This window comes from Diaphorobacter sp. LR2014-1 (assembly GCF_002916785.1).
Taxonomy (GTDB): Bacteria; Pseudomonadota; Gammaproteobacteria; order Burkholderiales; family Burkholderiaceae_C; genus Diaphorobacter; species Diaphorobacter nitroreducens.
Genome location: NZ_MTBE01000008.1, coordinates 1 through 22,970 on the forward strand (window position 1 = coordinate 1; position 22,970 = coordinate 22,970).

The 22,970-nt window shown below is 55.6% G+C and carries 28 protein-coding genes; 21 read left to right on the plus strand and 7 right to left on the minus strand.

Annotated elements, in window-relative coordinates; genetic code table 11:
- Positions 1–69: 69 nt before the first annotated feature.
- Positions 70–1,341, minus strand: a complete 1,272-nt coding sequence (locus BV908_RS08490) for an IS256 family transposase (RefSeq protein ID WP_047350851.1) — start codon at positions 1,339–1,341, stop codon at positions 70–72.
- 61 nt (positions 1,342–1,402) lie between these two features.
- On the opposite strand from BV908_RS08490, the gene BV908_RS08495 reads away from it, so the two are divergent.
- From BV908_RS08495 to BV908_RS08540, 10 genes are all read left to right on the plus strand, one after another.
- Entirely contained in the window at positions 1,403–1,801 is a 399-nt protein-coding gene (locus BV908_RS08495; RefSeq protein WP_146052211.1) for a hypothetical protein, read from the plus strand.
- The gene (locus tag BV908_RS08500) at positions 1,798–2,001 is read left to right on the plus strand and encodes a hypothetical protein (RefSeq protein WP_103737827.1); all 204 of its coding nucleotides are present in this window, start codon (positions 1,798–1,800) and stop codon (positions 1,999–2,001) included. The genes BV908_RS08495 and BV908_RS08500 overlap by 4 nt, the downstream gene beginning before the upstream one ends.
- An 80-nt stretch (positions 2,002–2,081) precedes the next feature.
- Positions 2,082–2,672: a hypothetical protein gene (locus BV908_RS08505; protein WP_103737828.1), complete on the plus strand. Its 591-nt coding sequence runs from the start codon at positions 2,082–2,084 to the stop codon at positions 2,670–2,672.
- 129 nt (positions 2,673–2,801) lie between these two features.
- Positions 2,802–4,196, plus strand: coding sequence for a tyrosine-type recombinase/integrase (locus BV908_RS08510; RefSeq protein WP_103737829.1), 1,395 nt, complete (start codon positions 2,802–2,804; stop codon positions 4,194–4,196).
- 147 nt (positions 4,197–4,343) lie between these two features.
- Positions 4,344–4,979 carry a hypothetical protein gene (locus BV908_RS08515; protein ID WP_103737830.1) on the plus strand — a complete coding sequence of 212 codons (636 nt, stop codon included), beginning with the start codon at positions 4,344–4,346 and terminating at the stop codon, positions 4,977–4,979.
- Positions 4,980–5,087: 108 nt separating this feature from the next.
- Complete coding sequence (locus BV908_RS08520) at positions 5,088–6,281, plus strand: ParB/RepB/Spo0J family partition protein (RefSeq protein ID WP_146052213.1); 1,194 nt, start codon at positions 5,088–5,090, stop codon at positions 6,279–6,281.
- A 221-nt stretch (positions 6,282–6,502) separates the two neighbouring features.
- A complete protein-coding gene (locus BV908_RS22725; RefSeq protein ID WP_047350930.1) occupies positions 6,503–6,778 on the plus strand; it encodes a hypothetical protein in 276 nt (91 codons plus the stop codon).
- A 103-nt stretch (positions 6,779–6,881) separates the two neighbouring features.
- Positions 6,882–7,523 (plus strand): hypothetical protein, encoded by a 642-nt coding sequence (locus BV908_RS08530; protein ID WP_146052214.1) that lies wholly within the window; start codon positions 6,882–6,884, stop codon positions 7,521–7,523.
- Between the two features lie 11 nt (positions 7,524–7,534).
- Complete coding sequence (locus tag BV908_RS08535; protein WP_047350932.1) at positions 7,535–8,014, plus strand: hypothetical protein; 480 nt, start codon at positions 7,535–7,537, stop codon at positions 8,012–8,014.
- A 75-nt stretch (positions 8,015–8,089) separates the two neighbouring features.
- Positions 8,090–8,530, plus strand: a complete 441-nt coding sequence (locus tag BV908_RS08540) for a hypothetical protein (RefSeq protein ID WP_146052216.1) — start codon at positions 8,090–8,092, stop codon at positions 8,528–8,530.
- A 57-nt stretch (positions 8,531–8,587) separates the two neighbouring features.
- Here BV908_RS08540 and BV908_RS08545 read toward each other — a convergent pair whose 3' ends face one another.
- The gene (locus BV908_RS08545) at positions 8,588–8,785 is read right to left on the minus strand and encodes a hypothetical protein (protein ID WP_047350934.1); all 198 of its coding nucleotides are present in this window, start codon (positions 8,783–8,785) and stop codon (positions 8,588–8,590) included.
- Positions 8,786–8,890: 105 nt separating this feature from the next.
- Between BV908_RS08545 and BV908_RS08550 the strand changes: the two genes are divergently transcribed.
- The 7 genes from BV908_RS08550 to BV908_RS22100 all read left to right on the plus strand — a co-directional run bounded on the left by BV908_RS08550 (position 8,891) and on the right by BV908_RS22100 (position 14,255).
- A complete protein-coding gene (locus BV908_RS08550; RefSeq protein ID WP_146052217.1) occupies positions 8,891–9,382 on the plus strand; it encodes a hypothetical protein in 492 nt (163 codons plus the stop codon).
- Positions 9,379–9,882 carry a hypothetical protein gene (locus BV908_RS08555; protein ID WP_047350936.1) on the plus strand — a complete coding sequence of 168 codons (504 nt, stop codon included), beginning with the start codon at positions 9,379–9,381 and terminating at the stop codon, positions 9,880–9,882. The genes BV908_RS08550 and BV908_RS08555 overlap by 4 nt, the downstream gene beginning before the upstream one ends.
- A 200-nt stretch (positions 9,883–10,082) precedes the next feature.
- Positions 10,083–10,973, plus strand: coding sequence for a hypothetical protein (locus BV908_RS08560; RefSeq protein WP_047350937.1), 891 nt, complete (start codon positions 10,083–10,085; stop codon positions 10,971–10,973).
- Between the two features lie 157 nt (positions 10,974–11,130).
- Positions 11,131–11,457, plus strand: coding sequence for a hypothetical protein (locus BV908_RS08565; RefSeq protein ID WP_146052218.1), 327 nt, complete (start codon positions 11,131–11,133; stop codon positions 11,455–11,457).
- A gap of 27 nt (positions 11,458–11,484) precedes the next feature.
- A complete protein-coding gene (locus tag BV908_RS22095; protein WP_146052219.1) occupies positions 11,485–11,865 on the plus strand; it encodes a CcdB protein, toxin of addiction system in 381 nt (126 codons plus the stop codon).
- 200 nt (positions 11,866–12,065) lie between these two features.
- Complete coding sequence (locus BV908_RS08570; protein WP_047350939.1) at positions 12,066–13,850, plus strand: hypothetical protein; 1,785 nt, start codon at positions 12,066–12,068, stop codon at positions 13,848–13,850.
- A 57-nt stretch (positions 13,851–13,907) separates the two neighbouring features.
- Positions 13,908–14,255 carry a hypothetical protein gene (locus tag BV908_RS22100; protein WP_146052220.1) on the plus strand — a complete coding sequence of 116 codons (348 nt, stop codon included), beginning with the start codon at positions 13,908–13,910 and terminating at the stop codon, positions 14,253–14,255.
- 910 nt (positions 14,256–15,165) lie between these two features.
- Here BV908_RS22100 and BV908_RS08575 read toward each other — a convergent pair.
- From BV908_RS08575 to BV908_RS08595, 5 genes are all read right to left on the minus strand, one after another.
- Positions 15,166–15,732: a thymidine kinase gene (locus BV908_RS08575; RefSeq protein WP_052952273.1), complete on the minus strand. Its 567-nt coding sequence runs from the start codon at positions 15,730–15,732 to the stop codon at positions 15,166–15,168.
- Positions 15,733–15,940: 208 nt separating this feature from the next.
- Positions 15,941–16,234, minus strand: coding sequence for an H-NS histone family protein (locus tag BV908_RS08580; RefSeq protein ID WP_047350941.1), 294 nt, complete (start codon positions 16,232–16,234; stop codon positions 15,941–15,943).
- Between the two features lie 278 nt (positions 16,235–16,512).
- A complete protein-coding gene (locus BV908_RS08585) occupies positions 16,513–17,508 on the minus strand; it encodes a DNA-binding protein (RefSeq protein WP_103737832.1) in 996 nt (331 codons plus the stop codon).
- Between the two features lie 466 nt (positions 17,509–17,974).
- Positions 17,975–18,541, minus strand: a complete 567-nt coding sequence (locus BV908_RS08590; protein WP_103737833.1) for a hypothetical protein — start codon at positions 18,539–18,541, stop codon at positions 17,975–17,977.
- Between the two features lie 21 nt (positions 18,542–18,562).
- The gene (locus BV908_RS08595; protein WP_103737834.1) at positions 18,563–19,195 is read right to left on the minus strand and encodes a hypothetical protein; all 633 of its coding nucleotides are present in this window, start codon (positions 19,193–19,195) and stop codon (positions 18,563–18,565) included.
- Positions 19,196–19,409: 214 nt separating this feature from the next.
- Here BV908_RS08595 and yjjJ point away from each other — a divergent pair, with 214 nt between their 5' ends.
- From yjjJ to BV908_RS08615, 4 genes are all read left to right on the plus strand, one after another.
- Positions 19,410–20,768: a type II toxin-antitoxin system HipA family toxin YjjJ gene (yjjJ, locus tag BV908_RS08600; protein WP_103737835.1), complete on the plus strand. Its 1,359-nt coding sequence runs from the start codon at positions 19,410–19,412 to the stop codon at positions 20,766–20,768.
- A 347-nt stretch (positions 20,769–21,115) separates the two neighbouring features.
- Complete coding sequence (locus BV908_RS22420) at positions 21,116–21,292, plus strand: hypothetical protein (protein WP_172751364.1); 177 nt, start codon at positions 21,116–21,118, stop codon at positions 21,290–21,292.
- 6 nt (positions 21,293–21,298) lie between these two features.
- Positions 21,299–21,838: a chlororespiratory reduction 6 domain-containing protein gene (locus BV908_RS08610; protein WP_103737837.1), complete on the plus strand. Its 540-nt coding sequence runs from the start codon at positions 21,299–21,301 to the stop codon at positions 21,836–21,838.
- Positions 21,835–22,944, plus strand: a complete 1,110-nt coding sequence (locus tag BV908_RS08615) for a site-specific integrase (RefSeq protein WP_103737838.1) — start codon at positions 21,835–21,837, stop codon at positions 22,942–22,944. The genes BV908_RS08610 and BV908_RS08615 overlap by 4 nt, the downstream gene beginning before the upstream one ends.
- Positions 22,945–22,970: the final 26 nt, after the last annotated feature.

Sequence of the window (22,970 nt, forward strand, 5' to 3'; positions counted from 1 at the left end):
GGGAGTGTCAGGATTTCTGTGTGTGAGGCTGTTGAATCCGTCACTCAATCGTGAGGCGGCTTGGTGATCTTACTGGCCCGATCTGGTAAATCGGTCCTCGTAGAGGATCGCAAATTGGTTCATCGCTGATTTCCAGTGGTTGGCCGCCCGCCCCCAGTCCGCGGTGATGTTGCGCAGCGCCAGCCAGATCAGCTTGGTGGCCGCCTCGTCGCTGGGGAAGTGGCCGCGCGTTTTGATGATCTTGCGCAGCCGTGCGTTCACGCTCTCGATGGCGTTGGTGGTGTAGATCACGCGCCGCACCTCGGGCGGGAAGGCGAAGAACGGGATGACCTTGTCCCAGGCCCGGCGCCAGGCGCTGACCACGGTCGGGAACCGCTGCCCCCAGGGGCCGGCCGCAAACGCATCCAACTCGGCCTCGGCCGCCTCGGCGCTCACCGCGGTGTAGATGGGTTTGATGGCTGCGGCCAGCGCCTTGCGGTCTTTCCATGACGCAAAGTCCAGGCCACCCCGGATCAGGTGCACGATGCAGGTCTGCAGCGTCGTCGCCGGGAACACTGCGCCCAGCGCCTCTGGCATGCCCTTGAGGCCGTCGGTGACGGCAATCAGGATGTCCTGCACCCCGCGCGTCTTCAGATCGTTGAAGACCTTCATCCAGAACTTCGCCCCCTCGGTGTTCTCGATCCAGATTCCCAGGATGTCGCGCGAGCCGTCAGGCAGTACGCCCAGCGCCAGGTAGACGGCCTTGGAGCGCACCACCGCATCCTCGCGAATCTTGACCCGCAGCGCATCGAAGAACACCACCGGGTACATCGCCTCCAGCGGCCGTGTCTGCCAGGCCGTGACCTCGCCCATCACCTCATCGGTGACACGGCTGATGAGCTCGGGCGAGACGTCCACCGAGTACATCTCAGCCAGGAAACCCTGGATCTCGCGCACCGTCATGCCGCGTGCGTACATGGCGATGATCTTGTCGTCGAAACCCGTAAAGCGCCGCTCGTGCTTGCCAATGAGCTGCGGCTCGAAGCTGCCTTCGCGATCGCGTGGGACATCGATGCGCAGCGCCCCCACATCGGTCAGTACGGTCTTGGTGCTCTTGCCGTTGCGGTGGTTGGCTGATCCGCCTGTGGGCTTGGCTTGGCCGGGCGCATAGCCTAGGTGATGACTCATCTCGGCGCCCAGCGCCCGCTCAAGAATTGACTTCTTGAACTGATCGAACAGCCCTTGGACTTGGCCCGGCGTCATGGGCCCGGTCACCAACTGGTCAAGCAGCTCGGCCGGGATGTGAAATTGCGGCTGTGCCGCCTGGTCCGCCAAAGCGGTGGGTTTGGTCTTGCGTGGCATTCATGCTCCTTGTCGACATGCTATGCCTCACACACAAAATTTCTGACAAGCTCAGGAATTCATGCTGCCCAAGGGGAATCTATTCATCGGCCCGTCAATGGGCGCGAGCAGCTCGCCATCAGCTGAGAGGGCGGATTCGACAGTCCCTGTTGCGCACCTGATTGAGGGCCGCATGATGGCGCCAGAGAGGCCGCCCGTGATTCATGCAATCTTCAAGTTTTCGAAGAAATCCAAACTTAACCCCAGGTTGGAGATCCTGCGTTTCGCCATCTATGGCATTGCCCTCGGCGGCGCATACCTGTTGTTCAAGCCTGAATTCCACAGCCTTGCTGACGAGTTCGCCTGCCGCTGGACTGCGGCCGTGTCGTCTGACTCGGAATCCGGCTGCACAGATCCGGCGATTTCCCGCATGAAAGGCCAACACCCCCTGATACAGGGCGGCGAGCCCTCTACAAAATGAGCAGTGGCTTTCTGGATTCGGGCCTGCAAGCGCTGCACAGCCTATCCATTTCTACTGGGGTATCCGAAGGCCAGCTCCTGGCTGGCCTGGTCTTGTTTTTGGGGGTCGTGGTGGTTTCCGCAATCATCAAATCAATGATCCGCATCGGTCTTGCCCTGCTCTTGATCTACCTCGTCTACACCCTGGCCACAGCCCAGTAGAACCCCCGCTCATCACCGCCTTGACAGGGCGGTCACCTGTGCAACAGTAGCTTTTCCCCATCCACTCCCTGACCATCGTCATGATCAAAAAAAGCCTTCCCTTCCTTGCTGCATTCATCCTCGCCGGCTGTGCAGGTGGTTTTCACCATGTCAACCCCAACAACGAAAAGGTGAGCTTCTCTGACCCTGTGTTGCCCGAGACCGATACGGTGAATCTCACCTATGTCCTGCTGGAAAAAGAACCGGGCGGCAATCAGTACCGCCTTGTCAGCATCTCCAAGGTCAAGCCCAAAATCGCCAATGTGCGCCAGGAACGGGTGGCATTCAACGCAGACCTGACCCGCTTTGCAGTCGATTACGACGAGTACGACTGGGAAACCTTCGTGGACTACCAGAACTACGGGCAGAAGACGCGCATCATGGCTTGCCAGGGCAAGTACAGGTCGATCAAGACCCAGCGCTACAACCCCTGCACGAGCGATTTCAAGGCGCCCTTCATTCCCACCAGCGTGACCAAGGCCTACGTTGCTGGCCACATGCCCTACGAGGCCCGCAAGCTCTGGGACAACCCCAACTGGAATACCAAGGTGGTGACCATCAACCCCTGGCAGGCCCTGTCTGAATCCGGCGCCATCCAGAAGCTCGGCATCAAGCGCGTCGAGGTCCAGTAATATCAAGCGCGTAGCCTGCACTACTCTTTCTCCAGCCCGCGTCATGCGGGCTTTCTCATTTGCGCGTCAGTGATGCGTTGCGTTTGAGGCTGTTGCGAATCATGCTGTTTGGCGGTGAACTCGGAGGCAATGCAAGACAAAAGAAAATCACCCGCAAAGATCGGCAAGAAACCGGCAATGCTCGAAGTCGAAGATGGCCGGGCCCTGGTTGAGCGCGCGGTGCGCGAACTCCCCAACAATATCGCGGGGCAGATCAGTTTCTTCTTCTCTTACTACCGCATTCCGGCTAGCAAAGGTCGCAAGCGCTCGGTTTCCTCGGCAACGACAAAGAAATATGTCTACGCCATCTTCGCCCTGATCAATACGCTCTCGGATGTCGGCATCAAGATCAACAACCTGACGCAGCTCACCCATCGGCACCTGAAGATTGTGTTCGAGCAATGGGAGGCCAAGGACACCAGCGCATCCACCCTGACCACCTATTTCTCGTGCATCAAGCGCATGTATGAGTGGATCGACAACCCCTTGCCGCAGAAAAGCGCAAGCGAGCTGGTTTCCAGCAAGAAGGTGACACGCCGCACCCGGATAGCAACAAAGTCCAAAGCGTGGTCTGAAAATGGCGTGGACATTCAGGCAGTCATCGATAAGGTGACGGGACTGAATGCCTATGCTGGCCTTTATTTGGAACTCTGCATGGCCTTCGGCTTGCGAGTGCTTGAGGCCGCTTCGCTCAAGCCGGCCGACTCGGACAGGGGAGACTATCTACTGGTGATCCTGGGCTCCAAGGGCGGTCGCGGTCGAACGGTGCCTTACACAACGGAGTACCAGCGCCAGGTAATCAGCAAGGCGCACGCCATGGCCAGCTCATCGGGCGTGTTGAGGCCGAGGGGCTGGAAGGTCACTCGGGCCGTGAATAGCTTTTACCACTACCTGCGTGTGGCGGGAGTGAATATGAAGAAGATGGGTGTGACAACCCACGGCTTGCGGCACGAGTACGCAGCGCTGCTCTACGAACAAGTCTCGGGTGATAAGCCCCCGGTCGTGGGCGACAAGGTTCCTGAGAAGGACACCGACCAAAAGGCTAGGGCTGTCGTTACAGAGGCGTTGGGGCATTCGCGACTGGACATCACAAGCGCCTACCTTGGCAGTGTCCCTGCGATGTCACGCGAGCGCAAGAAGCACCTTGCCATGCTCAATGGTCAGCTGACCTCACCGCAGAGCCATTTGGTGCGAGCAGCAAAGGTGCTTCAAAGTCACTTGTCAAAAGACAATGCCGACCTAGATCTTCGCGTCTACATCACAGGTGTTGAGGCCAACGGCCAGCTCATGCAGGGCATGCCATTGCTCACGTGCGCGGGCTGGTTCCTACCCAACGGTTTGCGGTCCAGCGTGCCCATTACCCCTGAGCAGATGCGGACCCTTGAAGAGGCTGTCGCCAGGGACACGAGCCGGCGTTGCGTGATGCAGAGCGAAGGGGTCATCCTGCAAGACGAGGAGCGGTTCGAACTCATGCTCCCGTTGTGACGGAACAATCCAAACCACTTCGCCACGAGAATTTGGCGGCAAAGAGCAAGAACTGGGGTTCCCATTGACCAAAACGGTCATTTGGTAGTATCGGTCGCGGCGTTGATACCGCCGACTATTGCAGCACTCACAAACTTGGGGTGCTCAATGGTTAGGGAACAGATCACGGCCTATTACGAGGGGCTCAACTGGGGAAGTCACATCAACATGTTCTCGGTGTTGATGCTCTACGTCTGCGGCGACGAAATCGGCGGCAAGCAGCTGCGCGAGCGCGTTTTCTTCCCTGGATCTCCGATGAACGACGGGGCCACGCCCGATGACGCAACGCTGCGCAACGTCGGAGCGCACCGGCTCCGCCAGATCCTCTACCACGCGATCAACGCGAAGAAACAGGGCCTACTTGCCCACGTGCCCGGAACACATAGCAAGGCCACTCGCTACACGATTACTGAACAGGGTATGTCCTTTGTTGAAGCAGGCCTGAATGAGCGAGAAAACTTCCTGAGAATGTACCCAGGCAAAACAATTGCCCAGGCCTGTGACTACCTCGAATCCAAGCGAATTGCCAAGTTCTTCCACTTTTCCGTGAAGAGCCAAGAGCGAAAAATTGACAACGATTGGGGCTTGATACACGAAGTAAATGAGGGCAGTTTGACCCTTCAAATGGTCTGGGGAATCAAACAGCCTTCAGCTGAATCCAACATTCCTAAACGCCTACTATGCTTGTTCAATTCAGACACCGAAATAGAAGGCAAGAATTGCACCCTTCCCGCCTACGCATGAGTGCGTAACGCCAGCAGCAGAGAATCAATTAAAGGGGACTTGCGTCAGTCAATGATTGTGTTTTACTAAGCACATCAACAACCCCAAACAAACCAGTCGGAGAAGTAAATGAGCCAAGATAATCAATCCGTACCAAACGTGTATGTGCAGGAAGAGCGTGACAACAACGCCGTTCGCGTAACCGAATCCGAGATTGCGGCTCTCGAATCGGATCGCGTCAAGCAGATCGTTGACTTCAGTGATGACGAGATCCGGATGCTGAAGATGAAAGACCTCAGCACCAGTGTCATCAGCAACCGCGACACCGGCACTCTGATGGTCGAACTGAGCAAGCTGCGCATCTACCCCGGCCTGAATCCGCGCCTGCCTTCCGAAGAATGGGAGGCTCACATCGAGTACCTCGCTTCGGTGATGCTGGAGCAGGGCTACTGGGCGCACAAGCCGATCTATGGCTTCGTGTCCAAGATGGGCAAGAACAACGTCATCTACATCGCCGATGGCGAAAGCCGTTTCCGCGCTGCCATGTTGGCCAAGGAACGCGGCGCCGAAATTGATGAGATCCCTGTGCGCCTGGCCCCCGAAGGCACCAGCATCGAGCAAATCATGCTGCAGCTGGCCCCTTCGAACAAGGGACGCGAGTTCACCCCCCTGGAAAAAGCGCTCCTCGCTCAGCGCCAGATGATCTCCGGCCGCACCGTTGTGCAAGTGGCAGAAAACCTCAGCTGCTCGCCCGAATACGTGCACCAACTGCTGGCCCTGGCCTCTGCACCCACCAAGGTGCGCGAGATGGTTCGCAAGGGTACGGTTCCCGCCGCCATGGCAATTGAAGTGGTACGCAGCGGCAACATTGAAAACCCGGTGGCTACGCTGGAAGCGGCAGTGGAGAACGCCACCAAGCAAGGCAAGACGAAGGCTACTGCCAAGCACCTGCCCCAGAACATGATGGAGAAGTCCCTCAAGAAGCACGCCACCTCCATGCACGCCGTCATCGTCGGCCTGCGTGATTCCGAGGCCTACGTACTTCTGAACGACGAAATCAAGGAACAGATCGAATCCCTGATCAGCCAAATCACCAAGGATTCGGCTCCCAAGGCCGAAAAGAGCGCAGAAACCGCGAAGAAGGGCACGAAACCGGCTGCGAAGAAGGGTGGGGCGGGCAAGAAAGCCGCGCAGGGCACTGAAAGTTCGACCGATGCCGGCGACAGCCCCTCCGACGACAAGACTCTGCCACTGGATCTGTCCAGTACCGGCGATACCGACCCGGACCATTCGCAAGAAGAGCCGCAGTCCAACGCCTCCTGATCAAGATCCAGCACTCACGATTCACCTCCGACTTTGCCCCCTCACGGGGGCTTTTTTTCGGCCCAATCTTGACGCACTTATGCTGTCACGCTAGACTTCTAGGGACTTGCCGCAATGGCTTGTCGTGATCGCGTGTCACTCCCTTATCCAGTCTGACTGGTACATCAACCCTCGGGTCCAAAGACCTGACGGTCGTGGGCTCGTTCTCTTGAAAGAGTCTCATGAAAATCCTATTCCATCCCGGCCGCTGCGTCATGACCAATGGCGCTGCGGAACTGCTGGGCAGTCTGGGAAAACAACCCCTTGACTACATCCACATGCACGTGGGGCAACTCAAAGGCCAGATGTGTGATGAAGACCACGAAGCGAACATGCGCGCCATCGAAAACGGCACGCGCGTTTTTTCCCGATACGAAGTTGCCTCCAACCAGGTCATCTACGTGATCACCGAAGCAGACCGCTCTGCTACGACCATTCTGTTGCCCAGCGAATACTGAGCAACAACTTCAAACCAACGGCGCAAGCCGGTGGGTTATTCAACCCTCAGGGGCCTATCGTGCCCTCTGAGGGCGCGTGTGGCTCCTTACCTCAGGAGCAAAGATGAACGCTGTTAACGAGCTTCGTCGCATGCGCATTGGCTTCAAAGCCATTGACCCTACGAACGTCAAACAAGGCTACATGGTGAACGAAGCCCAAAGGACAACCTTTGACTTCGCTCTCCTGGAATCTGGTGGAGATCCGACCTGGACACTCATCAAGACGAACGCACGGGGCACATTCTCTGATCATGACCTCTACGGTTATTGCAGCGGTGCAGCCTTCGAAGCAGAAATCGGTTTGCGAACTGTCAAAGGCAAGAAGATGAACGCTGAAACGTACATCGGAAGCTGGCGGCAGGTGGAGCTGACCGACGTGACCAAGATGGCAGATTCGCGTTTGATCGTGGAGATGGATGTCAAACCAGACGAACTGGAAAAACTGCTCGCGGACGATTACTTCGGCTACACCTTCGACAAGGCAACCTGTTCGCTGGAGAGTCAAGGTGATCTGCTTAAAGCAACCATTCCAGTCATCAACTTCAATAATTACCTGGTCGCAACCTGCTTTTGGTCTGGCACACCAAAGAGGGTATCGCTTCAACCCATGGCCGAGTCAGAACCCGCAATGCTGGGAACGGACATTAGCCTGATTGAAATCGTCACGGCACCCTCGGTGTTTGGCGAAACCATGTCATTGTTCTAAGGGGATGCCACGTGTCGAGCAGCTGCATTTACAAGGAATTCGCCGCCAAACTCCCTGCGGAGGTCCACGGTGGAAATAACGACCACTTCATGCTGATTTCCCTGGCTGGTGATAGCAACTGCTACACCCACTCTGGAAAACGTGCGAGGAGCTGGTACATCCAATCCGTGGGCTCTGCGCTCATGATCATTGCTGATGCTATTACTGTATCCAGTGGATTTGATCGAGGAGGGTTGTTCTTCGGAAACTTTGGTTCCTCGGGATCATTGTTGCCAGAGCAGTACATTGCCAAAGTCAGGCGCATGCTCAAGCATGCGCACCCCATTGGCGACGATGGCTATGTGAACAACGTTCGCATCACACCCAAGCAGGCCGGCGCTGATCTCATTGAAACCCTCAAGGTAGCAGTCGAGAAAGCTCAGGCCAACTACGATGGGAAAAATCGCATTGGGTTTTACGATCTCCTGCGGATCGAGGGCCCTACCGACTGACCCCAGCGCCATCTAGGCGCATCTCAACCCAAAGGCAACTCCCCGCAAGGTGTTGCCTTTTTCTTTGGAGCAACCATGAATATTCACCAAATGCGCGAACTCCACGCAGAGGTCTACTTCAAGGCGCACGACTTTCCTTACCCAGTCGCGAAATCGTCTGCAGCGGATAGTTCCGGGACAGAAAGACTCTGGAGCCGACTGGTTCAGCTGGCAGATGGCACCATCGTGAAGCACGAGGTACTTTTCGAAGCGGGATCTGCAAGGGTGCTAGCTGCACAGGCGTTCACTTCATCCTGGGCAATTGTTGGCAACACGAGCACAACCAAGGCGCTTGCGGGCCTACAACGAATTCTCGCCCTGGGCTACGTCGTTCAACGCAAGGAACCTGACTCCAGCGAGCAATTCGTCTTGGTGGACTACATCAGGGGAGTGCACACGCCCTTCACGGCAACCACCATCGAAGAAGCCTTTGAACGGGCCAGCGAGATGGTAGCGATCCAAAACGAGATCGCATGAAACAAAAAACCCGCCTTGGCATGGAAGCCGTGGCGGGTTTTTTTTTGGCCGAAAGGATCAGCGGTACTGACTGGCCAGGCACGCACCATCAGCCGCCATCTGGTGCGCGACGACACCTGCAACTACCGTGTAGAGACTTCCCAGCAGGAAACCCGCGATCAGGGCCTGCTTAAGCGTGAAATTGCGCTTCGGCGGCTTAACACCGCTGGGATCAGGAACCGCGCTTGCAGCACGTTGTGTCAAAGCAATGTCCATTTCACCTCCATAAAAGGAAAACTCTAGCGTCCCGTTTCTGTATAGGCCACAGAGTCCGTCGTAATGGCGAGTTGCACAACTGTCGAAGTGTGGGAGAGTGCTTCTATGAACGAAGAACAAATTCAAGCACACGACACCAGTTCCGCCGAAGATTGCATTCGCGCGATGCTGCCTGATGCAGATCCTCATGCGTTTCACCGTGTGGTGACGGTGGCACTGCTCTTACCTGCAGATGAATACCAACGCAACGCGGTGATCACAAAGCTCTCGCCAGCCGAGTACATCGGCGGCCTACAAATTCTGGACGTGCGCCAAGGCTTCACCGCCATCGAACTGGATGTGGCTCGTGAGCAGTTCGAAGACCCTGAGAGATTCGCGACGTACAGTCGGCAGCTGGCGATGATTCACAATCTCCACTTGATCAGGGCGGGCCAGAAGGCCGGTGAAATCCGGAAAGAAAAGCGCCCACCGCCCGCCCCCTTGCTTACTCCTTGGAGGAGCTTTTTCAACTGGCTGGCCATCAATTTTCTGGGCATTGCAGCAGCATTCACGGCCCTCTCACTTCTGAGCCACTTCTTCAGTTTCAGCCCGCTATGAGCGACCAATTCTCTTCCCAGGACTATCTCCACTTCCGCAGGGCAATGAATGCCTCGGTGGAGCAATTCGCTCCGTTGATAGGCATGGAACCGGAATTCCTGCGCGCCCACGAAACGAGCGATCTGCCTGTCCCTAAGCCGGTGGCGGCGCTGATGCGCTACCTCGCGCAAGGGATCAATCTGAGCGGCGATCCCGATAGCACCGATGTGAGCGACTTTTCATGGTGTGTCCCAGTGGAGAAGGGCACGAGGTCGGTTCCCATGCTCCTGCACACGAGCTATCCCCGTTTCCAGACACTTCTCATTGGCCAGGACCAGCTCGACTTCTACACGAGGAATTTCAGTGATTGCTTGGACATGGCCAGCACCAAGTACAACGGGAAGACCTGGTACATGTTGACCCTCCTCATCGATGTGCCCACCTCCTACCCGCATGAAAAGGTGGAGAAGGGCATTGGAATCATCATGGACAAGATACTTGAGATGGAGATGACGCGGTAGCACATGCCGCAGCAGTCCGTGGCCCGCGTGGGCAGGAATTTTCCGCAATAGGTCCACACTTGCCGATCCTCTGGCCCAGCGAGGCTCTTTCGTGCAGAATAGGCCTATCTGCTTCTGCAGTCATGGCCTCTGTGCCATCCCTCATCAACCCTTCGGGCAACTCCCGCAGGGTGGTTGCCCATCCAACTGGAGCAACCAAAATGCAAAGCATTATTTCTTATCCGAATCGCGGCCACTGGGGAGATTCAAAGTGGCGCGGTAATTGTTCGGGATTCGTATACCGCGACCTGTTTGAGCAGCTGAAGCCGGCTACCTTTGTCGATCCTATGGTCGGCTCGGGCACCTCGGTAGAAGTTGCTCGCGAGATGGGTATTGAGGCCTGGGGGCTGGATCTTCACCAGGGCTTCAACGCCGTGAGTGATTCCATTCTCTTGGCTGTGGGCCAGCAGGTGGATTTGTGCCTTTCCCACCCACCGTACGGCTCGATGATTACCTATAGCGGCGAGGTCTGGGGTTCCAAGCCCGATCCTGCTGATCTTTCTCGGTGCAGTTCCAATGAGGAATTTCACGAGAAGATGCAACTGGTCTTACTGAATCAGCGTGATGCAACCAAGCCGCAGGGCTTTTACGGAACCATCATAGGTGATTATCGGAAGAACGGCGTCTATTGCTCCTATCAGGCTGAAATGATTTCGCGCCTGCCGAGTGATGAACTGGCCGCCGTAATCATCAAGCAACAGCACAACTGTGTGTCCGACTCGCGCAGTTATTCCAAACTGACTTTGCCTCGTGTGATTCACGAATATGTCCTCCTCTGGCGCAAGAAGTCCACGCCCGTTCTGGTGCTGCTGGGCACCATTGCAAAGGAGCAGTACGCGCGACTGACAGGGACGTGGAAGTCCATCGTTGGCCTCGTTATGCAACGACTGGGCGGAAGGGCGAAGCTGGATGACATCTACCAGGAGGTTTCGAGGGCAGCTCCCGAAAAGCTATCCATGAACCCCAATTGGCAGGCGAAGATCCGGCAAGTCCTCAACAGCTCTGGCATGTTCAGCTCACCCGAGCGGGGCATTTGGATGCTGGCGTCCTAACCAAGGACGGGACAAAACGGACCGCGCCCGCAAGGCGCGGGCTTCGTTTTGATGATGGAGTAGGGCTGGTCGTCTTTGGGAAAAGCCGCAACCAAAGCCTGCTCTCCATATCAACCCATCGGCTGTGCACAGCACAAGCCTCTTTTAAGGAACCATCGTGAGCCATTTCAAGAAGATGGCCCCGAGGGAGCATGCCTTGCGCATGAAGATGATGCTTGTACGATCAACCCTGAAAACGACCCTCGCAAGAGGGCAGTGGAAGGGAAGGGCGCGCATGCAATTCATCGTCAATTTCGATGCTGAATCCACGATTCCTGACCTTGTGAAAAGCAAGGCAATGGAGGAGGGGATCACGCCGGAAATGCTCATCAAGAGGGCAATCGCAGGCTACCTAGGAACCCATGGCAACGTGGAGCCCCAGGTGTCTCGCCCAGCAAGTTTGCGTGAATTCTTTCAGGATCGCGGCTTGATCAAGAAACCATAGAGCCCCAAACGGGGCAGGGAGAGTAGCATGTCTAATCTTTCTGCCCCGATAGGGGCAGTGGTGCGTGTGTGGTTCCCGGAAACGGAAACCATCATGCAACCTGGCCCGAAGTTCAGGCCAGGCCTAATCCTGGGCTTTGATGAAAACAATGGGCGCCGAAAGGTACTTGTTGCCTACGGAACGAGCCAGCGCACTAACACCAGAGGCTGCGGTGAATTCACCGTGCTTTTGACGCGCAACAACTCGGATGGCAAGAAAACCAAATTCTGCTTGATGAAGCGACTTTGGATTGAATTGTCACCCGAGTATTTTTGCTCCGAGAAGGGTCGCCAGCCCGCACCTGAGGAACTTGCACAGGAATTCATGAAACCATTCATGAATGCTGCGGAAGAAGCTGGTTTGATTTGATTCGGTAACTCCGGGGTGCACTCCACCCATATTCAAACCAATATTTGGATAATGAAACCCACCATAAACCACAAGCCCCATCAGCCCAGAAGCTGACGGGGCTTTGTGTTTTCTGGGATATCACTTTTCCGAATTAAAAATTGCGCGCTACAGCTTTATCTATAGAATATGGCAATAGCGATAACGTGCAAATATTCTAGATGACTGAAAAAAGAGATAGCCAAACAATTAAAGAACGCTTCTGCAAGGGGTATGGCCTGGACTGTGGCTTGTTTCACCTCGGCTACGCCATGATCCAAATGCGCTGTCACGTGTGGTCTATCGCCCCCACCGTGCAATCAAGGATGCGCAAGCAGTGGCAAGAGTTTGCGGCTTTGCTTTCTAAGCGTGGCGTCATTACAGCCGGCAAACTCGAATCAGAACTCATTATCTGGGCGATCAAACAGATTTACAAGAAGATTGACGCTACTGCCAGGGACAACGACCAAGCCATTAAACACAAAAAGGAGTTGCTCTTTACGATCAACAACGTGTTTTCTGTGCTCCCCTTGCTTCAATGGAACCCTATGGGTTATCAACCCGATGGGAACGTGTCTCTGAAATGGACTCTCCCAGAAGAGCCGGCACTTTCAGAATTCGATGCCCACTACCAGTCCCAGAAGATGCAATGGCTCGGGCGCTGCATGGCTGTGATCAATTCTGGGGCGGCCAGCACCATGCGTAGCCTTGGAGCGGAGATCTACGCGCATTGTTATCGCGGTGAACTGGCTCACTCCTGGATTTCGACATACAAAAAGGCCTGGAGCGCCTTCATGAAGTGGTGCCCATACGAGACGACAGACCAGCTGACGCACGAGGACATCACGGCTTTCGCCCTTTGGCTTCTGGACCGGGCTGACGACAAGGTTGACCCCTTGCCGGTAGAGGTTGGTGTATTCGCATTGAACATGGTGAATGACGGCCTTGCACGCCTGCGTGGTGAGCACTGGAAGCACGTTGAGCAACCGTTCACCACCGAAGAGGTGGCACGGGTGCCTCATCCAGCACAAATACCCATCTCATCCATTGCTGTAGCTGAGGCGCACAAGACCACAGTCCCAGTTTCCAAATCGTCCCTCAAGGCCCCACATGTGCGCGAGGACGCGCGGCAGAATTACTACCTTGGCTCCTCGATGCTGATCGTCGGTCAGCGAATCATCAAGCTACGAAGCGACAAGGCTGGGTCTGATGTCTTGAGCCAGAGTAACGCGAATCGTGCCCGCAATTGGCAGACGTTTTGTTCATTCATGAGCGCCAAGAACGTCCAGCACCTGAGCCAGCTCGACAGCTCTCACATCGAAGCGTTCATTCAAGAGCAATACTCACAACTGGACCTGGGTGCACTCAAGCCCTATGCTCTGAAGGCCCGTATTGCTCACCCCCTGGCCCTTATAAGCAGCATCTTGCCGCTTGAATTTGAGCAAAGCAAACACTTCGCAGACAACAAGTGCATCACCCCGTGGAAGGCGCCTGAGGCACCGACAACTTCGGCGATGCCGCAGGACATTTCAACGCCTGAATTCTTTGCAAGGAATATTGTCAATTTCGGGCTTGGAAACGGTTTGATCGGACCCGCTTACCAAATACTGATCGAGGATAAAAGTCTTGATCTTCCCCCGAAACAGAAAGAATTATGTGCGGTTACGTTCGGCGTGTTTCTAAAAGACGAGGGTCTTAAACAGCTTCAGGAAGTGACTTGCACTATTGGCAAGGCTTTCTTTGATCAGCTCGAAGATCGAATCGAGGACGGCCTGACCAGCAGGTACTTTGGAGAAGAAATCGCAGCAGCTGCAAATATCATCATGGCGGTGATGCAAGATGGCTGGGATCACCGCAAGATCAGATCAATGAATAAAACCCATCAGATTAATCCGCTAGAAACCAGCACCGATCATTCGATAAAAAGGCCAAACTCTCGGGATCTGGCATCGCGTCCTAGACATTGACAAGACCCGTTTTCGTGAGATCATCAACTACATAAGCAAACCACAGAGAAATCAAGTATGTTGAGCATCAAACACATTTTCACGGCCATCGCAGTCATTACCCTTTCCGCCTGTTCCGGCTCGGACGGCGATAAGTTCGTGGGTAAATGGATTAATGGATACAATCCAAAAACTACGTTGGAAATAGTGAAAGATTCCAACGGAAAAACCTTCACTATTACTGACAGAATGATCTTCCGAGGTGAGCCTGCTGTATCTGTTTACCATGCAACTGAGGAGGATGGCAATCTGGTAATCCAGAGTGTGATTGGGAAACTTTATCTTAAAATTGATGCGAATGATTCTTTGAAAGCCCCCTTGGGCCGCTCGTGCCCTGGATGCGAAAACTGGGCACGTGCCAAATAACCAACCAGGGGTTGACGAGCATGAAATGGAACCTGAAAGGCAAAACCACCAGTCAGGGACTTATCGCTCCACGGGTCTTGGCACAAGGGTCGATACCTGTACTGCTCGTAGCCACGGGCAGGGCCGTCTCGTTCGTCTCCGACACGGGGGAATCAATTGATGCCCATCCTCACGTCACAGTGTCGTTGGGCGAGTCATGGACTTACGGCCCTGACGGCTCGGATGTCTGTGTTACCCACTACTTCATAAGTGCGTATGGCGCTGCCGGCCGTGCTCGCAATCTCGTGCTTCCTGTCTTGCCCTACCAGAATTGCGCCCCGCTGCGCACGGGGGCTGAAATCCAGGCACTTATCGACGGCCTGGCTCCCAAAATCGCAGAGGCAGTGGCCATGTGCGGTCGGCTGGATGAGATTTTCAGCCGATGCCGAGCGTCGCATGAGTGTTGCAAGCCACCTCAAGGGCGAGTGCAACACCAGGACTGGTTACGAGTCCGCGTGCGCAAAAGCCGGCGTTGCTGCTTTCAGTGATCAGGAAATCACAAGCTCGTATGGTGTGGACTTTGGCGATTTTGGTTTTCCTGAGTACAGCCCAGAAACCGTCGTTCAGATAGCTCTCGCACGCCACCGGAAAACTGCCCTGGAGGCCGAGTCCAAGAGCTTGCCTGAGCAAACCTCACAAAAGCCCCAGGCTGGGACAACACTACCAACGCCACCCCTCAAGACCGGGCAGCTGTGGGAACCCTGCATCTGTGGAAATGAGCCCGTCTACATGCCACTCCATTTGTGCGCCAACTGCTGGCCCAAAAGCTAAACGCCTCAACCACCAACAACCCCCAAAGAAAAAGGCCACGCCCCATAGAGGGGAGTGGCCTTTCCTTTTTATGCACCAGCACGGGTGCGTGCCAGCGCCTTCAATAGAAGCAACGGGGGCAGACTGGTTTGTAGCGCGTGTCGCCGCCGATTTCCAGCACATCGCCCATTCGGACGGGTTTGCCGTCTGCTTCGATGCGTAGGTTCATCGTCGCTTTCTCCCCGCATCGGCAAAGAGTGCTGATGGCGTGAAGGTCGTCGGCCAGGGCCAACAACATCGCAGCGCCAGGAAACGGGTTCCCTTGAAAGTCTGTGCGCAAACCGAAGCAAGAAACTCGCATGCCACCCTTCGCACGCAGATCCTGATGGAGCTGGCGCACTTGGGTTGGCGTGAGGAATTGCGCCTCATCGATGAACAATTCGTCCACGCCTTCAAACGCGGTGCGCTTAAAGACCGTGTTCTCGGAGAAAACCTCCGCATCACAAAAGACGCCCATTCGGGAAGTAATGCGTCCTGTGCCAAAGCGATCATCGCTTGCGCTTGTCATAACACGAACGGTCTTCCCAATCGCCAGGAGGTTGTAACGGTACTGCAAGAGTGCCGTACTTTTCCCTCCTTGCATTGTGGAGTAGAAGAATTCCAGAGATCCAATAGATTGACCTTGCATATTTCTTTCCATACTGAAGCAAGGCCACCTTACAGGGTGGGGCCCTGCAAGGGTTTTAAGGGGCGCCATAAGGCGCACGAAGGCTACGCCTACGTCCTCTAATCATGCCACATGCCGGCTCATTGGACCATACAGACCAGCACCACTCCCTCTCTTGACCATAAAAAAAAGCGACTGGAAGTCGCTTCTTTGTGGTGCCCGAATCCAATTAAGGAATCAGGTACTGGGTGCGATCCTTGTCGCTGATCCACTTCGGTGCCTTACCACGGCCGGTCCACGTTTCACCCGTTTCAGGATTGCGGTACTTGGCCGCGACAGTGCCGCCCTTGCGGGCGCCAGAACGAGTAGCACTGCCGAAAACATCGCGCTCGGTGAGTTCGAAATTCGCAACGTCCTGACGGATGCGCTCGATGACTTCCGCGCGCTGCGCATTGCGCATTTCCTTGATTTGTCGATCAAGTGCTTCGCGCTGTTCCAACAGTTGCTGGTAGGTGGTGCTCATTTGCTTTGCCCTTCATGAATGTTTGATCTATCGAGTTAATTAAAACACAAGAATTAGGTTCTCGCAAGAAACTCAAATGTGCTTTAGATACCTCGTCTCAAGGTTCCCCCGATCTTCAGAGAGCATCAGTAACGAGCAGCGAACAAAGTGCCAGGTGCCCATAAGCACATGATTTAAAAGGATGCCTCGGTGCTAACCCCGTGAGGCTTGAAGCACATTCATTCTTTCTGCAACAACGGCAAACTATTTCGCACCCACCTGGTGCGAGCTTTGCCTTTCTACCCGAGACGACGCTTCTTGACAGTCAAAGCTCGCGCACTAAGAGGCTTTGGTCTTCGAGTCTTCTGGGGTAGGGGGGACGTTGCACTCCGATCTTCGTGTGACTTCATACTCGCAAGCTGGCGTTCCAGGCCACGGTTAAGACCTCGAACCTCTGCTAACTCAAGTTGAATATTTGCAACCGTCTCCATGGCGTTGTTCGCCCGCTGGCGATAGGTAGAGAGTTCAATGTCCTTACTCTCGGCCAACGCCTTCAGCTGCTCTCGAATCTCTCTCTCGGCCGTGCGGGCTGAATCGATTTGCAACTTGGAAAACTTGATCTCCCCCTCAAATCTCTGGGCATCGCTTTGGCGCAGCAACCGCTCAGATTCGAGATCGCGAGAAAACCGTACTTCTGCTTCTTGCCGTGCCTTGGCTTCTGTTTCGGCTTGATCCTGCCATTTCAGCAACGCCTCTTTAAGTGCCAGGATCTCTACCCTCTGGCCCTCCAGCAGTTTCTCAGCAATTTCACGTCGCTCCCGCTCCTGATGCATCTCTGCATCCAGTAACTGCAGTCGTGATGACATTTCGCTGGCCATCCGCTCGGCCTCGATTTGAGAGCGCTGCGCTCTGGCCACTTCATTCTGGGCGTCCAGGCGTTCCGCTTCAAAACAGGCCCGAGCATTGGTGACCGACAGTTCCCACATCCGGCCCAATGCGTCTGCGAATCCATCTTGCAGTTCCTGTGGGAGATATGGGGCATCGAGGCGCACGCGGGCCTTGTCTCGTAACTCCTGCCAGAACTCATGCAAGTCGCGGTTGATGTCCGTGAGCGACCCTTGCTGGGTGTACGCCAGCACGACCTTGGCTGAGGGATAGATCCCGTGTTCAAAGAACAGCAGTGAAGCCGCAAGACGCGTCTTTTCCTTGCGCGGCGCCTCAATCGGCATTCGCGCCCTTAGCGTCGCCTGGATTCCAGCGTCTACAAGAGTGTGCTTTTCTAGCTTTCCAGTCATGAGGACTCCACATGCGGTGAAACTGACCCGATTGTACTGCGGTTACGCTTGCCGTAACCCTTACGGGTAACGTTACGCCTATAACGTTTTTCCCATGGTTTTTATGATAACTTGTCTTATCATAACTTTCTGCGCGATCAATTTCGAAAATGCGGTCTGGTTGTCCGAGCAACCAAAAACTGGAGCTGCATGCCAACCCCGGCTTGGCGACGGGAAAATACAAAACTCAATGAAAATCAAAGGCTTAGCGAGGTCATCGCTTCGATCTAGGTCCGCACCGCCCAAAAGCGTGTCCAATTGCTTGACACTTGCTTGCCCTTAGCGGGCTTGCAGGCGAGGCTCGGCGGCACGTTCTGAATGAACCTGCAAACTTAGTTGTGACGAATGATCACGTTACGCGAACGAAAAAAAGCCCGGTGTTCGCACACCGGGCAAAGAGGTACACACTTGACAACCAAAATCCGTACTACTTCCCTTTTCCTGTCATCGCACTATTCCAGCTCACCAGATCTTTGGACTTGTTGTTGCACAGCCACCGCTCAACGGCAGACGTGAGCCCTTCATGATCGTCTGCCAGGGGCAGAAATCCCCGCAACGGTCCTTCTGTTTTAGAAAGAACCCGCGCCAGGCTCTCGCCACCAATGAACCGGACTTCGAACTGGACGCCGGGGGCATTCTGGTACTCCAGCTCCATGTGCTTCCAGCATTGGCTGTGAAAGAGCTGACGCTTCGCCAAGGGGCGCTTCGTTTCCGCGTCCAGCGCCGGGGATAGACGCCAGCGGTGTTTCACCCCGTTCCTTGAAATTCCTACATACCGAATGCGCTTGTCATCGCCGCGAACGAGATACAAGCAGGGGCCTTTCGACTTCCAGGCCTTTTCATCCAGGATTGAGTAGCTGGCCTCCAGCCAAGGCCCAATGCGAGATCCACTAGCGACATCGCGGCACCACCGGCTACCGCCAAAGCCGTGGATCTTCAAGATGGGATGGGCAGCTTCGAAAATGTCAGTTGCCGCTTCAAAGGGTGTGGTCATTTTTTTCCTCGTCCTGTTGCGTTATTCATCGGTCTCACGAAACTGCACGCCCTGGGTTGGAACAAACCCCCGTCGTTTCTTCAGCCAGGTGTACGCATCCATACGGGAGATCCACGTGCGCCGGCCGCTGACCTGGGTGACCAGATGCTCCCTACCTTTGGGGTTTGCAGCGTTGCGCACGCTTTTCTCATCCATATCTGCAAGAAGTGCCAGGTCTTGAAAGCTCAGGCTTGTCCCACTCTCTCCGAGTTCCTCGGGCGTGGTGTACCTCTCTCCCCCGTACAGCACATACCGGGCTACCGCTGCCTGGACGGTTTTCGCAGCCAACGTGGGTGGGCGTACGTCGTCCTCTTCCCAGAAAAGCTTCTGGTAGAGGTTGGGCCGCTCCAAACTCAGGAGGAAGAGTTCAATGTCCGCCAGGTAGCCGTCGATCATTGACTCCTCACTCAACCTCTGAAGCTCATTCGTTAAGGGGAGTAACCCCTTGAAGGCGAAGTCGTAAAGCTCACCGCACACCCGGACAAGCCGTTGGTCACGCGGGGCTAACTCCGTTGGCTTGGGAGTGCCTCCCAGATCAAAGATCCGCTCAACCGACTGAAGGTACGCGCCTATGAAGGCCGAGAGTTCCGCTTCCATCGCTTGCTTGGTGAACATGGGGTGGCTCCTCTGAGTTGGAATGGACGAATGATAACGCAAATATTCCCTATGTGATGGAACGTATGGAATATTTCACAAGGACCAACCTTGTGGATGCGCATCCGGCCAGCGCATCACAAGTCCAGCTACTGGGTGTTGTTTCCCTAGAGCAGAGTTTTTACTATTCATCTATGTATTCATAGATCAATGCTTTTGATGTATCCTCCGAATCATGCAACCCGCAGCTCAGCTCCTTGCCCACCAGATTCGAGATGCGCTCCGCCATGGTCCAAACAGGACACAAAGCTTGATGGAAAAGCTGGGGGTAAGTCAGCCAACTGTCTCGCGCGCACTCAAGATCCTGGGCGAAGAAATCGTGCAGATTGGTGCTGGAAGATCTATTCAATATGCGCTTCGGGATACCTCGCGTGTGGATCTGGTGGCTCCCGTCCACCGTGTCACTGCGCAGGGCACGGTTGAGTTGCTGGGCACACTGGTCCCGGTGTGCCCCGAAGGCTTCGTGATGATCCAAACCGATGGCAAGCGGCTTCACAGCGATGGGCTGCCGTGGTGGATATATGACATGCGCCCCCAGGGCTACCTTGGGCGTGCTTACAGCCAGCGCCACGGGTCACGCCTCGGCCTCCCAGAGAGGCTCAGCGATTGGGGAGACACGCATGCGCTGCGCGCCCTCCTTTACCAAGGGTCGGATCTGCCAGGCAACCTCCTCATTGGCTCTGCAGCGCGCGACGATTTCGTGAACGCCCCTCAGCCTTTACCCATCGATTCGAACCAAAGGTTGCAGGCGTACGTCGCGCTGGCCGCATCGGCTGCACGCGGTGAGGTGGTCGGCTCCTCAGCTGCGGGTGAGCAGCCCAAGTTCACGGCCTACGTGCAACCAGAGGGGGCTCCAGCTGTGCATGTGCTCGTAAAGTTCACTTCCACGCTGGACAGCCCTGTGAGCGCACGTTGGCGCGATCTTCTCTGGGCCGAGCACCTCGCTCTTCAGGTGCTCCGAGAGGGGGGCGTCGATGCTGCGCCCTCCTCTATCTGGGACCATGGCATGCAAAGGTTCCTCGAAGTGCACCGCTTTGACCGGATTGGCGCCCAGGGCCGGCGTGGACTGCTGTCATTCGCGGCGTTGGATGCTGAGTTCGTTGGCTGCGGCGGACGTTGGCCTGAGATTGCTCGCGCGCTGGAGCGGGAGGGCGTTATCGCGCCCCAGGCCATGGACAGGGCATGTTTGCTCTGGGCTTTTGGCTCGCTTATCGGCAACACCGACATGCACAGCGGAAACCTCTCATGCATCACTGAGCATGGCCGCCCGTACCAGCTTGCGCCCGCCTACGATATGACACCAATGGCATTTGCGCCAACGGCGGGAGGTGACCTACCGTTGCGAAGTCTGGATCTAACCATTGGAGATCAGGTGAGCGCCCGTACTTGGCACCAGGCTCTGCCCTTGGCGCAAGAATTCGTTAGACGCCTTCAAGACGCAACGGGTCTGAGCGCTGGCTTTGCTCCGTGCATTGCAGAACTACAGCGCCATGTTGCGCTGGCCACTGAGCGAATCGGGCGCCTTGCCACGTGAGGCAAGGATCGAATGAAACCGGACTGCCCCGCATGCCTGTGATGTCCCAGCTACCCCCCGCGACCACCCTAGCCCGAATGCCCAGGGGTGGAGTGCTTGCCCAGCGCCTCCGCTCCAAAGGTTGGACTATCCGCGATGCAGCACAGTACCTAGGTGTTTCGCGCCAACGGCTTTACACCGTCTTCGATGACCCTGGCCGAGCGCGATTATGGGAGTGCGCTATTGCAGGGATGCCAACGTGCAATCCTGAAATCTCCCAGGCCCTCAAAGAGGCGCGCGACAAACGCCCCAAGCCGGCACCGAGGGTAAAGATCACAGCCGTGGAATTTGAGGTGGGGGATGTCGTAATGGCCACCAAGCACGCCGGCATCTGCGATGAAGAACAAGAAGCTGTCATTGCCGGCCTTCGCGGTAGGGGCTCGAATCTACAGATCCTGGTGAGGGCTCCAGATGCCGAGGACTGGTTCACCCAAGAGGAATTTCACACGTTCTTCTCCAGCACAGGCCGAAATAGAACCGTCTAAGAAGCAATGCAAGAAAACACCTCCCCTTTCATCATCCTGACCGACGCACATGGCCTCGAATCTTCCACAAAAGATGCCTTGGTTGTGCTCGCGCTTACACGCGAAGAGATCGAATCTGGTCTCTTCGCTAGCGCCCTAGAGCGCCTGCATGTACTGGCGGGCTCCCGCGAGTCGGCATTGCGTTACAGAGAAAGTCTGGTGTTTGTCGTTGACGGTTATGACGATGATCCCCGAGAGTTGCAAGAGATTCCTGAAGTGCGGGGTTTTTTTGCTTCCCTGACGATTCACTGGCCGCACTGGCTCTGGTTCCTGACCCGTCGCACGGGGTCGATCACGCTACTCATGTCCTTGCTCTGCGATTCAGAAATCTGTCGCGATAGCAGGGGTGTCATTGGCGTCGAATTCTTGGATGCAGATGACCTTAGTCGCAAGCTCATGGATCTGTTCGCGCGTGGGAATGCCATGTTCGATTGCTTCGACATCACAGATGACCAGGCCAAAGCATCAGCCCAAAGCGCGCTGGCCGAACTGCAGGAGCAACCATGAAATCTGCGCTTACCCTCCAAGCGCATGTAGATGGCCAAGTTGAGGTTTTGTCCTCGAAGGTGGATAACGATGCATATGCGATCCGAATCTTCCTTGACACCTACAAGGGCAAGTCCCGTCACACCCAGCGTGCATACGCGAAAGTCTGCCAACGCTTCCTCATATGGCTCTGGTACAAGCATCAGCCGGGCCCTTGCCTGCTGCCGGCCGTTGAGGTGCAGCACATCAACGACTACCAAGACTTTCTCAGCAAACCAGAGCAACTCCCAGAGGAATTTCTGAAGGCGAACGGCCTGAAGAACCAGCCCTTTCGCAAGCCTCTTGCGCGTGAGAGCATGAAGCACACCATCACCATCTTGCACAAGATGTTTACGGCCTTACGCGAGCTGAAAAATTCGAGTGGTGAGCCTTACTGCCGCTTCGCGCCAACTAAATTTGCCCACGATGGGATCGGCGGGAAAAAGAAAATAAAGGACGTTGAGGAAGCCTTGACCGAAGCAGAGTGGGAGGCGGTGCTGATCACCATTGAAGGTCTGCCACGCGAAACTGAACGAGACCGGCAGCACTACCACCGCGCTCGCTGGGTCTTCCAGTTGCTGTACCGCACTTTCTTGCGCCGCGAAGAGGCTGCACAGCTCACTATGGCCTGCTTTGAGCCATCAACTGACGGTTGGAGCATCAATGTGACAGGCAAGGGTGAAACTGAAAGAAAGATAATCGCCACGGCCAAGCTCATGGAAGAACTCAAGCTGTATCGGGAGTCGCTTGGCCTTTCCCCTCTACCCTACCCCGGCGAGATGCGGCCTGTGATCATGTCGGTGACTGGCACAGATAAAGGGGTCACAGCGCAAGCTATCTACCTGCTGTGCAAGGAGATCTTCAGGATGACTGCTGATCGCCTCATTGAGACCGATCAGATGGCTGCAAAGCGGCTATACAAGGCAAGCCCGCACTGGATGCGTCATACTGGCATCTCACACGCCATGGAGGCTGGCGTGAACCCACGATATGTGCAAGAACAGGCACGCCATTCCAGCCTCCTCGTGACTGCCAGGTATGACCACAAGGACCGAAGGGCGTGGCGGCAGGATATTGAACGAATGTAGGGGTTGGCACCCTCCTCCCACACCGA

What these genes read in the sequence shown, in the direction of transcription:
- BV908_RS08490 (WP_047350851.1), bottom strand. Translation starts at nt 1,341, where the DNA reads ATGCCACGCAAGACCAAACCCACCGCTTTGGCGGACCAGGCGGCACAG.
- BV908_RS08495 (WP_146052211.1), top strand. Translation starts at nt 1,403, where the DNA reads ATGCTGCCCAAGGGGAATCTATTCATCGGCCCGTCAATGGGCGCGAGC.
- BV908_RS08500 (WP_103737827.1), top strand. Translation starts at nt 1,798, where the DNA reads ATGAGCAGTGGCTTTCTGGATTCGGGCCTGCAAGCGCTGCACAGCCTA.
- BV908_RS08505 (WP_103737828.1), top strand. Translation starts at nt 2,082, where the DNA reads ATGATCAAAAAAAGCCTTCCCTTCCTTGCTGCATTCATCCTCGCCGGC.
- BV908_RS08510 (WP_103737829.1), top strand. Translation starts at nt 2,802, where the DNA reads ATGCAAGACAAAAGAAAATCACCCGCAAAGATCGGCAAGAAACCGGCA.
- BV908_RS08515 (WP_103737830.1), top strand. Translation starts at nt 4,344, where the DNA reads ATGGTTAGGGAACAGATCACGGCCTATTACGAGGGGCTCAACTGGGGA.
- BV908_RS08520 (WP_146052213.1), top strand. Translation starts at nt 5,088, where the DNA reads ATGAGCCAAGATAATCAATCCGTACCAAACGTGTATGTGCAGGAAGAG.
- BV908_RS22725 (WP_047350930.1), top strand. Translation starts at nt 6,503, where the DNA reads ATGAAAATCCTATTCCATCCCGGCCGCTGCGTCATGACCAATGGCGCT.
- BV908_RS08530 (WP_146052214.1), top strand. Translation starts at nt 6,882, where the DNA reads ATGAACGCTGTTAACGAGCTTCGTCGCATGCGCATTGGCTTCAAAGCC.
- BV908_RS08540 (WP_146052216.1), top strand. Translation starts at nt 8,090, where the DNA reads ATGAATATTCACCAAATGCGCGAACTCCACGCAGAGGTCTACTTCAAG.
- BV908_RS08545 (WP_047350934.1), bottom strand. Translation starts at nt 8,785, where the DNA reads ATGGACATTGCTTTGACACAACGTGCTGCAAGCGCGGTTCCTGATCCC.
- BV908_RS08550 (WP_146052217.1), top strand. Translation starts at nt 8,891, where the DNA reads ATGAACGAAGAACAAATTCAAGCACACGACACCAGTTCCGCCGAAGAT.
- BV908_RS08555 (WP_047350936.1), top strand. Translation starts at nt 9,379, where the DNA reads ATGAGCGACCAATTCTCTTCCCAGGACTATCTCCACTTCCGCAGGGCA.
- BV908_RS08560 (WP_047350937.1), top strand. Translation starts at nt 10,083, where the DNA reads ATGCAAAGCATTATTTCTTATCCGAATCGCGGCCACTGGGGAGATTCA.
- BV908_RS22095 (WP_146052219.1), top strand. Translation starts at nt 11,485, where the DNA reads ATGTCTAATCTTTCTGCCCCGATAGGGGCAGTGGTGCGTGTGTGGTTC.
- BV908_RS08570 (WP_047350939.1), top strand. Translation starts at nt 12,066, where the DNA reads ATGACTGAAAAAAGAGATAGCCAAACAATTAAAGAACGCTTCTGCAAG.
- BV908_RS22100 (WP_146052220.1), top strand. Translation starts at nt 13,908, where the DNA reads ATGTTGAGCATCAAACACATTTTCACGGCCATCGCAGTCATTACCCTT.
- BV908_RS08575 (WP_052952273.1), bottom strand. Translation starts at nt 15,732, where the DNA reads ATGCAAGGTCAATCTATTGGATCTCTGGAATTCTTCTACTCCACAATG.
- BV908_RS08580 (WP_047350941.1), bottom strand. Translation starts at nt 16,234, where the DNA reads ATGAGCACCACCTACCAGCAACTGTTGGAACAGCGCGAAGCACTTGAT.
- BV908_RS08585 (WP_103737832.1), bottom strand. Translation starts at nt 17,508, where the DNA reads ATGACTGGAAAGCTAGAAAAGCACACTCTTGTAGACGCTGGAATCCAG.
- BV908_RS08590 (WP_103737833.1), bottom strand. Translation starts at nt 18,541, where the DNA reads ATGACCACACCCTTTGAAGCGGCAACTGACATTTTCGAAGCTGCCCAT.
- BV908_RS08595 (WP_103737834.1), bottom strand. Translation starts at nt 19,195, where the DNA reads ATGTTCACCAAGCAAGCGATGGAAGCGGAACTCTCGGCCTTCATAGGC.
- yjjJ (WP_103737835.1), top strand. Translation starts at nt 19,410, where the DNA reads ATGCAACCCGCAGCTCAGCTCCTTGCCCACCAGATTCGAGATGCGCTC.
- BV908_RS22420 (WP_172751364.1), top strand. Translation starts at nt 21,116, where the DNA reads ATGGCCACCAAGCACGCCGGCATCTGCGATGAAGAACAAGAAGCTGTC.
- BV908_RS08610 (WP_103737837.1), top strand. Translation starts at nt 21,299, where the DNA reads ATGCAAGAAAACACCTCCCCTTTCATCATCCTGACCGACGCACATGGC.
- BV908_RS08615 (WP_103737838.1), top strand. Translation starts at nt 21,835, where the DNA reads ATGAAATCTGCGCTTACCCTCCAAGCGCATGTAGATGGCCAAGTTGAG.